At 45.1% G+C, this 14,338-nt stretch carries 16 protein-coding genes, 1 riboswitch and 1 other annotated feature; of the genes, 14 read left to right on the plus strand and 2 right to left on the minus strand.

What is annotated here, in order from left to right; all coding sequences use genetic code 11:
• Nucleotides 1-41: 41 nt before the first annotated feature.
• The 10 genes from DWB64_RS02140 to pyrR all read left to right on the plus strand — a co-directional run bounded on the left by DWB64_RS02140 (nucleotide 42) and on the right by pyrR (nucleotide 9,790).
• On the plus strand, nucleotides 42-1,274 hold the full coding sequence (locus DWB64_RS02140) for an HlyD family efflux transporter periplasmic adaptor subunit (protein ID WP_129486541.1): 1,233 nt from the start codon (nucleotides 42-44) through the stop codon (nucleotides 1,272-1,274).
• A complete protein-coding gene (locus DWB64_RS02145) occupies nucleotides 1,267-1,977 on the plus strand; it encodes a YggS family pyridoxal phosphate-dependent enzyme (RefSeq protein ID WP_243118938.1) in 711 nt (236 codons plus the stop codon). Before DWB64_RS02140 ends, DWB64_RS02145 begins: the two co-directional genes overlap by 8 nt.
• Before the next feature lie 11 nt (nucleotides 1,978-1,988).
• Complete coding sequence (locus tag DWB64_RS02150) at nucleotides 1,989-2,486, plus strand: cell division protein SepF (RefSeq protein ID WP_129486543.1); 498 nt, start codon at nucleotides 1,989-1,991, stop codon at nucleotides 2,484-2,486.
• 10 nt (nucleotides 2,487-2,496) lie between these two features.
• Nucleotides 2,497-2,769: a YggT family protein gene (locus tag DWB64_RS02155; protein WP_164980188.1), complete on the plus strand. Its 273-nt coding sequence runs from the start codon at nucleotides 2,497-2,499 to the stop codon at nucleotides 2,767-2,769.
• 2 nt (nucleotides 2,770-2,771) lie between these two features.
• Nucleotides 2,772-3,572, plus strand: a complete 801-nt coding sequence (locus DWB64_RS02160) for an RNA-binding protein (RefSeq protein ID WP_129486545.1) — start codon at nucleotides 2,772-2,774, stop codon at nucleotides 3,570-3,572.
• A gap of 8 nt (nucleotides 3,573-3,580) precedes the next feature.
• Nucleotides 3,581-4,033, plus strand: a complete 453-nt coding sequence (locus DWB64_RS02165; RefSeq protein ID WP_129486546.1) for a DivIVA domain-containing protein — start codon at nucleotides 3,581-3,583, stop codon at nucleotides 4,031-4,033.
• Between the two features lie 41 nt (nucleotides 4,034-4,074).
• Nucleotides 4,075-4,285: a binding site (T-box leader), on the plus strand.
• A 136-nt stretch (nucleotides 4,286-4,421) separates the two neighbouring features.
• Entirely contained in the window at nucleotides 4,422-7,523 is a 3,102-nt protein-coding gene (ileS, locus tag DWB64_RS02170) for an isoleucine--tRNA ligase (RefSeq protein WP_129486547.1), read from the plus strand.
• A 121-nt stretch (nucleotides 7,524-7,644) separates the two neighbouring features.
• The gene (locus DWB64_RS02175; protein WP_129486548.1) at nucleotides 7,645-8,340 is read left to right on the plus strand and encodes a 5'-methylthioadenosine/adenosylhomocysteine nucleosidase; all 696 of its coding nucleotides are present in this window, start codon (nucleotides 7,645-7,647) and stop codon (nucleotides 8,338-8,340) included.
• Nucleotides 8,341-9,252 (plus strand): RluA family pseudouridine synthase, encoded by a 912-nt coding sequence (locus DWB64_RS02180; RefSeq protein WP_129486549.1) that lies wholly within the window; start codon nucleotides 8,341-8,343, stop codon nucleotides 9,250-9,252.
• Nucleotides 9,253-9,256: 4 nt separating this feature from the next.
• A complete protein-coding gene (gene pyrR / locus DWB64_RS02185; RefSeq protein ID WP_129486550.1) occupies nucleotides 9,257-9,790 on the plus strand; it encodes a bifunctional pyr operon transcriptional regulator/uracil phosphoribosyltransferase PyrR in 534 nt (177 codons plus the stop codon).
• 58 nt (nucleotides 9,791-9,848) lie between these two features.
• Here the strand turns inward: pyrR and DWB64_RS02190 are convergent, their stop codons facing one another.
• Together DWB64_RS02190 and DWB64_RS02195 are read right to left on the minus strand one after the other, a co-directional pair.
• Nucleotides 9,849-10,787 carry an HD-GYP domain-containing protein gene (locus DWB64_RS02190; RefSeq protein ID WP_129486551.1) on the minus strand — a complete coding sequence of 313 codons (939 nt, stop codon included), beginning with the start codon at nucleotides 10,785-10,787 and terminating at the stop codon, nucleotides 9,849-9,851.
• Nucleotides 10,788-11,112: 325 nt separating this feature from the next.
• Nucleotides 11,113-11,481, minus strand: a complete 369-nt coding sequence (locus DWB64_RS02195; RefSeq protein ID WP_129486552.1) for a response regulator — start codon at nucleotides 11,479-11,481, stop codon at nucleotides 11,113-11,115.
• Between the two features lie 50 nt (nucleotides 11,482-11,531).
• Nucleotides 11,532-11,614: riboswitch (cyclic di-GMP riboswitch) on the minus strand.
• Between the two features lie 161 nt (nucleotides 11,615-11,775).
• Between DWB64_RS02195 and thpR the strand changes: the two genes are divergently transcribed.
• The 4 genes from thpR (at nucleotide 11,776) to DWB64_RS02215 (ending at nucleotide 14,143) form a co-directional block, all read left to right on the plus strand.
• The gene (gene thpR / locus DWB64_RS02200) at nucleotides 11,776-12,306 is read left to right on the plus strand and encodes an RNA 2',3'-cyclic phosphodiesterase (protein ID WP_164980189.1); all 531 of its coding nucleotides are present in this window, start codon (nucleotides 11,776-11,778) and stop codon (nucleotides 12,304-12,306) included.
• Nucleotides 12,307-12,375: 69 nt separating this feature from the next.
• Complete coding sequence (locus DWB64_RS02205) at nucleotides 12,376-12,900, plus strand: hypothetical protein (protein ID WP_207713425.1); 525 nt, start codon at nucleotides 12,376-12,378, stop codon at nucleotides 12,898-12,900.
• A 72-nt stretch (nucleotides 12,901-12,972) separates the two neighbouring features.
• Nucleotides 12,973-13,422, plus strand: a complete 450-nt coding sequence (locus DWB64_RS02210) for a MarR family winged helix-turn-helix transcriptional regulator (RefSeq protein WP_129486555.1) — start codon at nucleotides 12,973-12,975, stop codon at nucleotides 13,420-13,422.
• Between the two features lie 85 nt (nucleotides 13,423-13,507).
• Entirely contained in the window at nucleotides 13,508-14,143 is a 636-nt protein-coding gene (locus tag DWB64_RS02215; RefSeq protein WP_129486556.1) for an FMN-dependent NADH-azoreductase, read from the plus strand.
• The last annotated feature ends 195 nt before the right edge of the window (nucleotides 14,144-14,338 follow it).

The following is a 14,338-nucleotide window of genomic DNA, read 5'->3' on the forward strand; positions in this document are numbered from 1 at the left end:
AAAATGACAATAAAAAATCGATGTAGAGATAATGGTGTGTGATGGCTAAACGTAAAAAAAAGTTAAATAAAGGTAAATTCATGAGTCGCTTGCTCATGACGGCTATTTTCGCATATATCGCATATAGCCTGATATTCAGCATGTTTAAGCCGCCTTCTGAACTGATTCAGCTGGTATTTGAGAACGTTCCTATAGAATCGAGTCACAGAGCGGTCATCATCAGATCGGAGCAGATCGTGAACAGTCCCACAAGCGGTACTTTTACTGCGGATCTGGGTGATGGGGACAGGGTTAAAAATGGAGAGACGATCGGAAGAATCACGGTTTCTGACGTCGAACCGCTCGCTGAGCAGGTTCAGGCCATTGAAAGCACGGTCGTACTCGTCGATATCCATACGCTTAAGAGCGAAGCGGATAAGATGTATGCTGAGCTTGTTGAAGCGTTAAAATCAAAGGCTTTCATAGAGGCGAGCGCTCTACAGAGAGAACTTTCCTTCAAATTGGACCGCATTCAAAAGGCGATCGACAATGAGAGTAAAAGCGCATTTGAACTGAAAGAGGCCATGGTTTCAGGTACCAGTAAGGTTGATGCCAAGGTGGGAGATATCCTGCCGATCAGAACGCGGTCTTCGGGGCTGATCTCCTACTATATCGATGGGCAGGAAGCCCAGCTGACGTATGATAACCGGTATCAGATCGCATTCGACCAACTGTTCGAAAAAACCTTGACTGCCACAAACACGGCTATCGGACCTGTTAGGTTCGGGACACCGCTTTTCAAGATAGTGAACACGGCTTCATGGTATATCGCCTGTGAGGTGAGACTTGAGGATTTTGAACTCTATGGACTAAAATCCAAAGTCACAGTCACACTTCAAGGAGAAAGACTTGAAGGGGTCATTGAAGACGTTTTCGAATCCGAGGGCGCTGGAGTACTGATGATAAAAATGTCGCAGCAGTCCAGCAGCATGCACAATTCAAGAACTGTTCAGGTCAACATCAAGCGTGATGAGGTCAAAGGACTGAAAGTTCCTAAAGATGCCCTTGTGAACCGAAATGGGTTTCAGGGGGTCTTAAGAGTGGATGTTGATCGAAATACATCCTTTGTGCCAGTTGAAATCATTGACGAGGTCGGTGACGATGTGATCGTGCAGGATAGAAGGTTCAGCTATAAAAATGAGGATGGCGACATAGTGGCAATGAATACGGTAAGGCATGGAGACCAAATTGTCAGAACGGCAAACAAGTATAGAGAAGGTGAAAAAATTGACTAAGGAACATTCAAACGAGTTTATAGGTCTTAACTTAAATACAATCAATGAGCGGATCCTCAAAGCTTGTGAGCGGTCGGGAAGAAGCATCAAGGACATTCAACTGGTCGGAGTTTCCAAAACGATCGAACCTGACCTGGTCAATGAATCCATAAGGCTTGGAATCACAATGATCGGGGAGAGCAAGCCACAGGAAATCAAACGCAAGTACGACCTGATCGAGGGTGATGTCGCCTGGCATATGATCGGTAGCCTGCAGACGAACAAGGTGAAGATGATCATCGACAAGGTGGACCTGATACATACGCTCGATAGGGAAAGACTTGCTGACGAGCTTGAAAGGCGCGCGGGTGAAGCAGGAAAGGTCATTCATGCCCTGATACAAATCAACATCGGTGATGAAGGTCAAAAAAGCGGTGTCGCCGTAGAAGAGGTGGAATCGCTGATAAGGCATATCTCAACCTGTGAACACATTCAAATTGACGGTCTGATGGCGATCGCGCCCTATTTTGAATCCCCTGAGGCTGTAAGACCATTTTTCAAGAAAATGAAAAGCATTTTTGAAGATGTGAAGAAATTCGAGTATAATAATGTTAATATGTCGATATTATCTATGGGGATGACCCATGATTTTGAAGTGGCGATAGAAGAAGGTGCGACAATGGTACGTGTTGGTACTGGTATATACGGCAAAAGGAATTATTAAGGGGGATTCAAATGGCTAAGTCATTCGGTGAAAAGTTAAAGTATTTCTGGGGATTTGAAGGCGAAGAGGACGATGTGATGGAAGCGACTTCCGATCAGTCGGAAAATTCTTTAAGCTACAACAGCTATAGCCCATCATCATCTCAACAACCTGTTTATCCTGTTCAGTCAAAAAACAAAGTGCTCAATATCCATAACAACGCATCCATGAAGATCGAGGTCTTTCAACCGAAGGTATTCAATGAAGCGGTGGAAATCGTGGACTGCCTACGTTCGAAAAAACCGGTCATCATCAATTTGGAGGCGATCGAACCTGAGCTTGCCAGAAAAATTTTCGACTTCCTAAGCGGTGCGCTTTGTGCCATCGACGGTAAGGCCGAGAAGATTTCACGCGGAATATTTTTGATGGCTCCAAACAATGTTGAAGTCAAAGGTAAGATTGAGACAGAAACCATTGCTGAGCATCAAGAGGAAACAATCGAAGATTCGTTATTCAGATTTAAACAATAAGGAGCGCATGATGAACTCAATTCAATTTACTATCTACTATTTTACAAATATTATTATAGCCCTTTTGGTCGTCAGAGCGGTGATGTCATGGGTCGTAAAAGATTGGAGCCAGCAGTTTCCACAATTGATTCTTAAGATGACAGAACCGATTCTTGCTCCGATGAAGATGCTCTTTGCCAGATTCGGACTGAATCGGTCTGGAATCGATTTTTCCTTTATCGCGACGTTTTTCGCCATACAGATGATCAGTAGCTTTCTCATCGGTCTATTCGGCGGGTACTGATCATGACGGAGTTCGGTCAGTATAAGAAATATCTCGAACAGATCAAAGCCCAGGACCATGTCGTCATTTCGGTTACTCGAATGATGGAGGCTCTGGGAAAATGCGAGAAGTATCATGAAATGCAGTATACACAGTTCAATGATCCCGAGTCGGTTCAGGTCGGGCTGTCGGTGATCGGCAACCGTGAGGTGAGCCTACGCAGTTTTGGCGGTTATGAGGATGCGGAATATGAAGTGGTAGGGTTTTTCCCTCCCTTTAGCGATGCCAGTGAGGAAGCGTTTCCCATTTCCCTTGTTCAGCTCGACTATGCCAAACAGTTCGGTGCGATTGAACATAAGGATGTGCTTGGCACACTCATTTCGATCGGAATTGAGAGAAAAATGTTCGGCGACATCCTGATCCATGACGGTTTTGTGCAGATGTTCGTGCTTAAGACGATGGTACCTGTCTTGAAAACTCAGCTGACAAAAATCAGAAATCACGGTGTTACTGTAAATGAGATTCCTTTAGCTGAGTTTGTGGAGCCGGTTCTTGAAAAAAAGGTCATGACTTTTTCTGTCGCGTCCCTAAGGCTGGATGCGATCATCTCAGGCGCCTTCAACATGTCAAGGGCAAAGGCTATCGGACTGATTAAGGCGGGTAGGGTGAAATGCAACTACTCCATCTGTGAAAAGACCGATATTCAGATGCAAAGCGGCGATATGATCAGTGTGAGACGGTTTGGAAGATTTTATGTAAACGAGGTTCTTGGTATTTCTAAAAAAGGCAAATTGAGACTTAGCGGAGAAAGAATTGCTAGATAGGGGATGCGATGATTACACCACTGGACGTGCAAAAAAAAGATTTTTCCAAGGGTATTAGAGGATATAGCGAGAGGGAAGTCAACGAGTACCTGATTCAAATCGCTGACACTCTGGAAACGCATATCAATGAAAAGGCCGATCTGAAAGAACGCATCATGCGTATCGAAGAGGACGTCAACAAATACAGGGCGATCGAGTCGACCCTTTCAGAAACATTGGTGCTTGCAAAAAAAACATCTGACGACCTGATAAGCACTGCAAAACGTGAAGCGGAGTCCATCGTCAAAGACGCCGAAATCACAGCTAAGGCGAAGGTGGAAGCCGCCAACAGGCAAATCGCCGAAATGAATGAGCAGAGAATGCATATGGAAAAAGACCTTGAAGCCTTTAGGCTCAGGATTGAATCCATGCTCAGAGCACAGCTTAGTGTCGTTGAAAATTATGCTGTTGACTTGAAGTAAGTTAAGGCATATAATAAATTAAATCGGGTGAGAGCCCATCATAAAAAGCGTTGACTAGGAGAGTAAGTTGTTAGATTCTTTAAGAGAGCCAGTGGTAGGTGCGAACTGGTAGAGGATAGCGACCGAAGATCACCTATGAGCTGTGATGCCGAACTAAGTAAGTGTCACCGGTGATGTGCCGTTAAAACAATGAAGTGACTCCGGGTGTGCCTTGGAGTAATTAGGGTGGTACCGCGTTAACACGTCCCTGAGCAAATGATGCTCAGGGACTTTTTTATTTTGCGGGCATAGGTTTTTCAAATATGAGCTTATAGGTTCAAAATTCAGCAGGTAGGTTACAAAGGAGTGTTGACTTCACTTCTTTTAAAATGATTTAGGAGGAAACAAAATGGCATATCAAGAGTTAAGACAAGGCCCCGTAGCTGCAAGTGAAGCTAAAACGGTCGCCTATTGGAATGAAATCGATCTTCTCCATAAGAGCGTGGAATCGAGAGAGGGCAAAGAATCGTTCGTGTTCTTTGAAGGACCGCCGACTGCGAATGGCCGTCCTGGAATCCACCATGTACTGGCACGTGCGCTAAAGGATGCCGTTTGTCGTTTTAAGACCATGGAAGGCTATCAGGTAAAGCGTAAGGCCGGTTGGGACACTCACGGTCTTCCTGTCGAGATCGAAGTGGAAAAAAGAATCGGTCTGGCTGACAAGCAGGCGATCGAATCTTACGGTATCGACAAGTTCAACAAGGCTTGCCGCGATTCCGTGTTCGAATACGAAGGCTTATGGAGAGATATGACAGAGCAGATGGCTTACCTTGTCGATCTTGACAATCCCTACATCACGCTTGACAACCAGTATATCGAATCTGTATGGTGGATCCTTAACAAGTTCTTCAAAGAAGATTACATCTATGAAGGCCACAAGATACTGCCTTACTGCCCAAGATGCGGAACGGGTCTTGCTTCACATGAGGTGGCTCAAGGTTATATCGAAAAGAAAACAAACACCGTAGTCGTTAAATTCAAAGTCGTCGATAAGGACGAGTACTTCCTGGTTTGGACGACGACTCCATGGACACTTGCTGCGAATGTGGCGCTTACTGTGAATCCTAATGAAACTTATTTGAAAGTGAAATTTGAAGATACGGTATATTATGTTGAAAAGACGCTTTCATCAAAAGTCATCGACGGTGACTTTGAAGTGCTTGAGACACTAAAGGGCAGCGACCTTGAACATATCAGATATGAGCAGATCATGCCTTTTGCGACACCTGATAAGGATTGTTTCTACGTCACGTGCGGTGATTACGTCACCACAGAAGACGGTACCGGTATTGTCCATACGGCTCCTGCCTTTGGTGAGGACGACTACAACTTAGGACTTAAATACGGCTTGCCTGTACTGCAGCCGGTCAATGAGGAAGGCAAGTACACGACGACTCCTTGGGAAGGCAAGTTTGTCATGGACCCGGAAGTCGATGTGGATATCATCAAATGGCTTGCGGTGGAAGGCAAACTCTTCAGCAAACAAAGAATCGATCACAACTATCCTCACTGCTGGAGATGTAAGACGCCTCTGCTTTATTATGCGAAGCCGAGCTGGTACATCGAAATGACAAGACTGAAAGATCAACTCATAGAAAACAACAACTCAGTGAACTGGTATCCTTCTTACGTCGGTGAGAAGCGTTTCGGCAACTGGCTTGAAAATCTGAACGATTGGGCGATTTCTAGAAGCAGATACTGGGGAACCCCGCTCAACATCTGGAGATGTGAATGTGGCGAGCTCGATTCTGTCGGATCTATCCAAGAATTAAAGGACAGAGCGATCGAAGAGATCAGCCTCGATATCGACCTTCATCGTCCGGAAGTGGATAACGTGCACTTGAAATGTGAAAAATGTTCCGGTTCGATGACTAGAGTACCTGATGTTATCGACTGCTGGTTCGACTCGGGAGCGATGCCGTTTGCACAGCACCACTACCCATTTGAAAACAAAGAGAACTTCGACGAGCTATACCCTGCAGACTTCATCTGTGAAGGAATCGACCAGACACGTGGATGGTTCTACTCCTTGATCGCCATTTCGACATTTGTGATGGGTAAGTCGCCATATAAAAACGTGTTAGTCAACGATATGGTACTCGACAAATACGGCAAGAAGATGTCCAAGTCAAAAGGAAACGGCGTAGATGCGTTCGAGCTTCTTAGTAAGTACGGCGCGGATGCGACACGCTGGTACATGTACTATGTCTCTCCTGCATGGCAGCCTACTAAATTTGACGAAGACGGCCTCAAGGATATCAGCTCTAAGTTCTTCGGCACACTGAAGAACTCCTATACCTTCTTCACATTGTATGCCAACACAGACGGACTCGATGTAAAAGCGTTCGATGTTCCTGTCGGTGAAAGACCTGAAATCGACAGATGGTTGCTTTCTAAACTCAACAAGGTGGTCAAAGCGGTAAATGAGGATCTTGCAATTTTCGACCTAACAAAAGCGGTCAGAAAAATTCAGGAGTTTGTCGTTGAAGATTTATCGAACTGGTACATCAGACGTTCAAGAAGAAGATTCTGGGCGACTGAGCTTACGGACGACAAAAAGTCGGTTTATAAAACGACTTATGAAGTACTTGAGACGGTTTCTCGACTGATCGCGCCATTTGCGCCATTTATCAGTGAAGAGATCTATAGCAATCTTGTTGGTGGTGAATCAGTCCATCTGGCAGAGTATCCGAAAGCGGACCTTTCGCTTATCAGTGAGGCTACTGAAAGCAGAATGGACCTTGTGCGTGAGCTTGTCGGTCTTGGACGTGCGGCTAGGGAAGCTGTGAAAATCAAGGTAAGACAACCGATCGCCAAAGTCATGGTGGATGGAGCTCACGAAGCGCTGATCAGCGATCTTGTGGACCTGATCAAGGAAGAACTGAATGTCAAAGAGGTAGTGTTTGAAGACAACCTTGCGACTTATATGGACTTTACACTGAAGCCGAACTTTAAAGTCTGCGGACCTCTTCTAGGTAAGAACATGGGTGCGTTCAATAAGGCGCTGTCAGGCCTTGACGCTTCTGTATGGGCACCGAAAATGCAAGCTGGAGAAAGCATCGAGCTTGACATCGCGGGAGAAGCCTTCACTTGCAGCGCGGAGCATGTCGATGTGAGAATCGCAGCGAAAGACGGATTTACAGTGGAAATGGCAAACAACCTCTTCATGATCCTAGATACGACACTTACAGAAGACCTGATTACAGAAGGGTTTGCTAGGGAGTTCGTATCAAGAATCCAACAGATGCGTAAGTCAAACGGATTTGAAGTGGCTGATAACATCAAGATCCACTACAATTCGACACAAGTGTTCGAATCGGCAGTTTCTGAGTTTGCAGAGTATATCAAGGGTGAGACGCTTACGGTGTCGCTTGAGAATACCACAGAAGGTGAATTCGAGACATTCGAGCTAAACGGTGAAGAAACAAATATCAGAGTGATGAAAGCATAAATCAAAAGCCGACCCAATTTGGGTCGGCTTTTAGCTTTTTAAAAAAGTATGATATAATGATACTTCAAAAGTGAAATTAGCGAAAAAACCAATAAAGGCAATGGATAAGGGAGAGAGACACATGAAAATTGGAATTATCGGTGCGATGGATTATGAAATTACACTATTGATTGAAGCGATGACAGAAGTTGAGACAAAATGTATTGCGGGACGAGAGTATCATAAGGGCCTCTTGATGGGTAAATCCGTCGTTGCGGTGGTTTCTGGAATAGGAAAGGTAAACGCTGCACTTTGCGCTCAAATCCTCGTGTCGGAATTTGAGGTCACACATGTGATCAATACAGGTGTATCAGGCGCTGTCAAAGACCATCTTGAAGTGGGCGATACGGTGATTTCAATAGATCTGTTAGAACATGACATGGACGCGACAGGCTTCGGTTACGAATACGGGCAGATTCCAGGTATGGATCAGTGGATCTTCGTAGCGGACGAGAAGTTAAGAAAACTAGCTTACGAGGCGGCCAAGCACGAAATCAAGGACCACGCTGTCTACGAAGGAAGAATCGTGACAGGCGACCAGTTTGTGTCGTCGATGGAAAGAAAAGATTTTCTGCTAAACCAGTTCAATGCGGACACGACTGAAATGGAAGGCGCTGCAATCGCGCACGTTTGTCACGTCAACAAGGTGCCCTTTGTCATCATACGCGCGATGAGCGACAAGGCGGATGGATCTGCACATGTGAATTTTGAAGAGTTCGGTCGTCAATCAGCGATCAATTCTTCAAAAATCGTACTTGATATGATGAAAGGTTTATAGATGGAACGTATAGAATTTAATGTGGAAGAGGAAGATCAGGGCATCCGTATCGATCAGTACCTGACAGATGCGATGGATGGGGTATCGAGAAGCCGGGTTCAGAAATGGATCAAGCAGGGAGCGATCACCACACAGACGGGAAAATCCATCAAGAAGAATTATATCCTGACCTTAGGCGATACCATCACAGTGGAGGTTCCTGAACCTGAAGTTTGGAAAATCGAGCCCGAGCAGATGGAGCTTGAAATCATCTATGAGGATAGCGATGTGATCGTTGTGAACAAGCCCAAAGGTCTAGTCGTTCATCCGGCGCCCGGAAATTATACAGGCACCCTTGTGAACGGCCTGATGTACCATATAAAGGACCTGTCGGACATCGGCGGCGTCATAAGACCTGGGATCGTCCACAGGATCGACAAGGATACCACAGGGCTTCTCATGGTCGCAAAGAACAATAAGGCGCATGAGTCCTTATCGGCTCAACTGAAAGACCATAGTGTCGAGCGAAGGTATTACGCGATCGTGCACGGAGGATTTTCAAACGATGCGGGTACGATCGACAAACCCATCGGCAGGCATCCTAAAAACAGGCTCAAACAAGCTGTCACAGAAATCAACAGCAAGCATGCCATCACCCACTATGAGGTGATTGAACGTTTGCAGTCCTATACGCTGATCAGCTGCAGGCTGGAAACAGGAAGGACCCATCAGATCAGAGTGCATATGGCGAGTATCGGCCATCCGCTTCTGGGTGACCCTTTGTATGGGGTTCGTAAAGAAAAGATGAAGCTTTCAGGGCAGCTCCTGCATGCTGAGACCTTGGGTTTCGATCATCCGACAACAGGAGCCCGAATGGTGTTTCAGGCGCCGCTGCCTGAGCGATTTGTAAATATACTAGAAAAATTGAGGTAGACAAATGGACTTTAAAGCTCAAATACTCGATGAAAAAGGAATAAAGCGTGCTTTGACAAGGCTTGCTCATGAGATTATCGAAAAGAACAAGGGCGTCGACGACGTCGTTCTCGTCGGTATTCTTTCCAGGGGTGTGCCGATCGCCTATGAGATTGCCGATCAAATTGAGAAAATTGAAGCGGTCAAAGTCTCGGTCGGCTCGATTGACATCACCCTCTATAGGGATGACCTATCGGAAGTCTCAGAAGACGCCATCGTTTCAGAAACGGCGATCGATGTAGATTTGAAGGATAAGACCGTCGTGCTGGTGGATGATGTTATTTACACAGGAAGAACGGTCAGGGCGGCGCTGGATGCCGTCATCGACAGGGGAAGACCCAAGTCGATCCAACTTGCCGTCTTGATCGATAGGGGCCACCGTGAACTCCCGATTCGTGCCGATTACGTCGGGAAGAATGTTCCGACAAGTAAAAAGGAAAATATTCACGTGAAAGTCAAGAGTATCGACGGCGAAAACGCAGTCGAGATTTACGAGTAGAAATAGGATCTGAACCCAATAGAAAAGCACTAAAGTCTTCTGACAAGACTTTAGTGCTTTATTTGACTTCAAAGCGTGATTGCGACTGTGACTTAATGATGGAACGATTGATTTCAAGAATCTCTTTCAGCGTATGGACTATTTCCTCCTCGTACCAGATGCCGATGTGACGACTGAGATCATCAAGGGCATCCGAGGGGCTCATCGGCGACTTGTATGGTCGCTTGGACACCATCGCGTCGAAACTGTCGACTACCGCTATGATCTTGGCTTCAATTCTTATTTGATCATCTTTAAGACGGTTGGGATATCCACTGCCGTCAAGACGTTCATGATGCTGCAAAACGATGCTTGCGATCTCTTTGCTGTCTATGGTTTTCAGTATTAGGTCATGCCCGTCCTGCGGGTGCTTTCTCATGATCTCGAACTCCTGATCAGTGAGTCTCGACGGTTTATTCAAAATCACATCAGGGATATTCACTTTTCCTATGTCGTGAACTTTTGCCGCATGACCTACATTGTGAATTTCCTTATCGGACAATCGCATCATTGTCGCAATCTGAACAGCCAGATTGCCGACAGCGTTGCAGTGGTATTCCGAATAATGATCTTTGGCTTGAATCTGATGGATAAAATGGTAAATCTCATTTGTGGTGCTCGCCTGTTGGGTGAAAAACTTCGATTCTCTGATCATAAGCAATTTTGTCGGAGTGATGACGCTTAAATGATGGGTTTCTGTCAGATTCTTGAATGTGATGCGTTGACCGCTTGTAATCACTTTTCTCTCGTTTGTATGAAAAAGAGTGCCTTCTTGCACAATGATGACATTAAGCGCATCTTTCGATTCATAGGGCTGACAAAGAATCGATTTACCGGCGTGTATGTTCGATTCGAAAATTTCTATGTTGTCATCTTGAACCAGTAGTTTAAATGTACCGGCAAGATTATCAAAGGTTTGAATACTCTCGCATTCCTTATAGGTTAAGAATCCATTCATAATTGACCTCTTGGTTGTGCAAGTGAACAATAGGTTCACAAGTGAAGCGCATGGAAGGCTTTGCTTTGCCGACACGTTAATCTACCATGCTATTCTGCCATAAGTTGTAAGTAAGCAATCGGTAACTTAATAAAAATACCATACTAGGAATAATTGTCAAGGGAAAACACCTTATTTTGTAGGAATCAAGAAGAAGCAGATGCTAAACATAGCGGACCCTGACTTGCGATCAAGTACGCGGCATGGTGGCTTTGAAATAAAAAAGACAAAGTTCAGGTGAACTTTGTCCATAGTAAATTGCTCGATCGTGAATCTTTAACCCAAATCAATTTGCCATGCTGGCGATTTGATTGATCTTTGAAAGCACCTCATCCGGTGTGAACGGCTTTGTGATAAAGTCCTTCGCGCCTTTTTTAATGGCTTCGAGCAGAAACTGGGGCTGACCGCATGCGGAGACCATACATACTTTGACGGATGGATCGACTCTGATCAGCTCCTCAAGGGCCTCGATACCTGTGACCTCAGGCATGGTGATATCCATGGTGATGATATCCGGCTTGAGTTCGTGGTACTTTTCGATAGCTTGTGCTCCATTTGACGCTTCCCCCACCACGTTGTATCCGTGGCTTACAAGAATGTTCTTAAGCATCATCCGCATGAACGCTGCATCGTCCACAATCAATATGTTTTTCATTCTTACCTCCATCTTGACATAAAAAAAACATCCCGAAAAGACGTCAGTATTTCGGTAGCTTGACGATCATAGATTTCTCCTTAGACTCACAGCTTTGCGTCTTCACCTTTCGATGAGTTTGCCTTTTTCATGTATTCAGTTAAACTTATAGGTATAGGGTACTATCCTTTGGAAGGCTTGTCAATGAATTGTCATGGTGCTCTAAATAAAAATTTATTGATATGGCTTTGATAGTTTATTCGATGATGAAGTTATTGGGTATGGATTGGATATACCGCCTTAGGAGGTGACCGCGTGAGAGTCTTCTTTGCGCTTACGATAACACAAGCATGTAAATATAAGCTGCATGACGCCTGTAGAAAAACGACAAAGGACTGTAAAAGGGGTAAGTTCACAAGCTGTGACAACCTGCATCTGACACTTGCCTTCATCGGTGATGTGACAGACGATGAAGTTGAGAGGCTCAGCGTCCTGCTTGATGAATTCGATGTTTGTAAGCCGGATCTCGTGGCAGCTTCCTTTGGCCAGTTTCATAAAAAAAACAAAAAAATTCTGTGGATAGGAGTTGAAGAGAATCAGACGCTCCTTCGCTTGCAAGGTGAGTTGAATTTCAGACTCAAACAGGCGGGTTTCAGAGTAGAGGCGATGCCTTATGTTCCCCACATCACATTCGCAAGAGGTGTGGTCCTAGACGAGGATGTATCCATGAGACACTTCAGCCCCATTGAAGTAACGATCAGCTCCGTCGCGCTCATGGAAAGCGTGCGTGTGGATGAAAGGCTGGTCTATAGGGTGGTGAAAGAAAAAGGTTTTACAGACAAGTGAAAGAACCGATTTAGGGTGTGAGACTTGAAAAGCAGGTAAACACCATTAACATATCAAGGGAGGATAAACTTGAAGATCATTGAAGAAGTAAAAGACCTGTATCAGATTATTGAGCTGACACCGTTTAGAAAAACCGAAGGTGTCATGTTCGACTTGTTTCCACTCGACGCACTACCTAAGATCGATTCAATCGACCGTGTGCTCCATCAAAAGGATGCGGTATCGCCGGGTCCTACGATGGGTGTTGCGAATCCCTGGTACATGCACCCGGATCAGGCGGACAACCTCATCGTCCTTTACGGCAAGCGAGAAGTGGAAATTTACACGAAAGAGCATGGACGGGTTGAACACTTTACCGTCTTACCCGACAAGATCTATAAAAACGACAAGCTGATATTTGAAGGCGGAGCCGTACTTGTATGGCCGCGGCACGTATTCCACAGGATAAAAAGCGGTACGCTGGGGTCTGCATCCATCAACTTCGCAGTCCACTACGAAGGATTCGATATCAAAACGAACTTCAACATCTATGACCTGAACACAGAGACAGGGCAGTACACGCTATTGAGAGAGGGTTACAAAGACCAGTTCTAGAATAGGGGCATGTCAAAAAAAAGAACTGGAAATACCCTTGACATTATTACTAGTTAGTGATATATTTAATCCATGGAAAACAAACCGAGCAAATACGGAGCAGTAAGTGAATTGAATTTAAAACTGGTGGTAGCACTGCACAGGACGATTCAAAACGATGAGAGGTCCTTGTCGGCACGACTTTCAGAATATGACCTTACCCTATCTCAATTCGGTGTGATGGAAGCTTTATATCACAAAGGCCCGATGAAGATATGCGAGATCATTGAAAAGACGCTGTCTACAAGCGGCAACATGACCGTTGTAATCAAGAATCTCGAAAAGAGAGGCTACATCAGCCGGGATCGTGACGATGAGGACCGCAGGGCATTTGTGATCAGACTTAAGGAAAAGGGGCGGACCATTATCGCCGAAGTCTTTCCCAAGCATCTTGATGACCTAGAAGACGAGTTTTCGAATCTGAATATCGAAGAGAAGAATGAGTTGCTCTCCCTGCTTAAAAAAATGAATGGTGTTGTATAGCACCACTTTTTTTAAAGATATATCACTAATTAGTACTAAAAACCCGTATTTGATTCGTCAACCAACATCAATAGGAGGATTCACCATGAAAAAAGTATTATTTATAAAAGCAAATCCAAAAGCATCCGCACATTCCTTTAGTCTGGACGCAAGTGAGAACTTCATAAAAACCTATCAGGAAATCAATCCCACGGACGAGGTGGTGGAACTTGACCTTTATAAGCTCGATATTCCATTTATCGATGAAGATGTCTTTAACGGATGGGGAAAACTGGGCGAAGGAGTCGACTTTAGCGATCTGACAGATCAGGAACAGTACAAAGTGGGAACAATCAATCAGTTTACAGAACAGTTTATGGGTGCAGACAAATACGTCTTTGCCACTCCGCTTTGGAACTTCTCACTGCCACCTAAGATGAAGGTCTACATCGACACGCTGATGGTCGCAGGAAAGACATTCAAGTATACTGCTGAGGGTCCTGTGGGACTGTTAAACAATAAGAAGGCGCTTCATGTGCACGCATCGGGCGGAATTTATTCAGAGGGTCCCGCAAAGGCCATGGAGCACGGGGACAGCTACTTGAAGACCGTCCTAGGATTCATGGGCGTCATGGACATCGAGTCGGTGCTTCTTGAAGGTACAAACATGGCCACAGACGGCGGCGCATCCATCAAAACGGACGCTGCTGAAAAACTGGAACAGCTGGTGAAAAGTTTTTAAGGGAAGTGCGATCATTAAAACCACACTAAGAAGTTCCCATAACAATGCATCACTCGGCTAATCATCTTTAGTGGTCGTCTAGCTGCTGGGTTTCATTTGAACATGTATTTTAAGGCGCTCCGCTCCAACTGCAAGGAAACCTTTTTAGGTGATAAAAGGTTTGCCTTGCAGTTGGAGCGGAGCGTCTTTTTTGTT

Origin of the sequence: Fusibacter sp. A1 (genome assembly GCF_004125825.1) — a bacterium.
GTDB lineage: Bacteria > Bacillota > Clostridia > Peptostreptococcales > Acidaminobacteraceae > QQWI01.

Bases quoted from the DNA above. Each gene is read 5' to 3' on its own strand.
- DWB64_RS02195 (WP_129486552.1), bottom strand. From the start codon at position 11,481: ATGAAAAACATATTGATTGTGGACGATGCAGCGTTCATGCGGATGATG.
- DWB64_RS02140 (WP_129486541.1), top strand. From the start codon at position 42: ATGGCTAAACGTAAAAAAAAGTTAAATAAAGGTAAATTCATGAGTCGC.
- DWB64_RS02150 (WP_129486543.1), top strand. From the start codon at position 1,989: ATGGCTAAGTCATTCGGTGAAAAGTTAAAGTATTTCTGGGGATTTGAA.
- DWB64_RS02210 (WP_129486555.1), top strand. From the start codon at position 12,973: ATGGAAAACAAACCGAGCAAATACGGAGCAGTAAGTGAATTGAATTTA.
- DWB64_RS02215 (WP_129486556.1), top strand. From the start codon at position 13,508: ATGAAAAAAGTATTATTTATAAAAGCAAATCCAAAAGCATCCGCACAT.
- DWB64_RS02190 (WP_129486551.1), bottom strand. From the start codon at position 10,787: ATGAATGGATTCTTAACCTATAAGGAATGCGAGAGTATTCAAACCTTT.
- ileS (WP_129486547.1), top strand. From the start codon at position 4,422: ATGGCATATCAAGAGTTAAGACAAGGCCCCGTAGCTGCAAGTGAAGCT.
- DWB64_RS02175 (WP_129486548.1), top strand. From the start codon at position 7,645: ATGAAAATTGGAATTATCGGTGCGATGGATTATGAAATTACACTATTG.
- DWB64_RS02165 (WP_129486546.1), top strand. From the start codon at position 3,581: ATGATTACACCACTGGACGTGCAAAAAAAAGATTTTTCCAAGGGTATT.
- pyrR (WP_129486550.1), top strand. From the start codon at position 9,257: ATGGACTTTAAAGCTCAAATACTCGATGAAAAAGGAATAAAGCGTGCT.
- DWB64_RS02180 (WP_129486549.1), top strand. From the start codon at position 8,341: ATGGAACGTATAGAATTTAATGTGGAAGAGGAAGATCAGGGCATCCGT.
- DWB64_RS02155 (WP_164980188.1), top strand. From the start codon at position 2,497: ATGAACTCAATTCAATTTACTATCTACTATTTTACAAATATTATTATA.
- DWB64_RS02160 (WP_129486545.1), top strand. From the start codon at position 2,772: ATGACGGAGTTCGGTCAGTATAAGAAATATCTCGAACAGATCAAAGCC.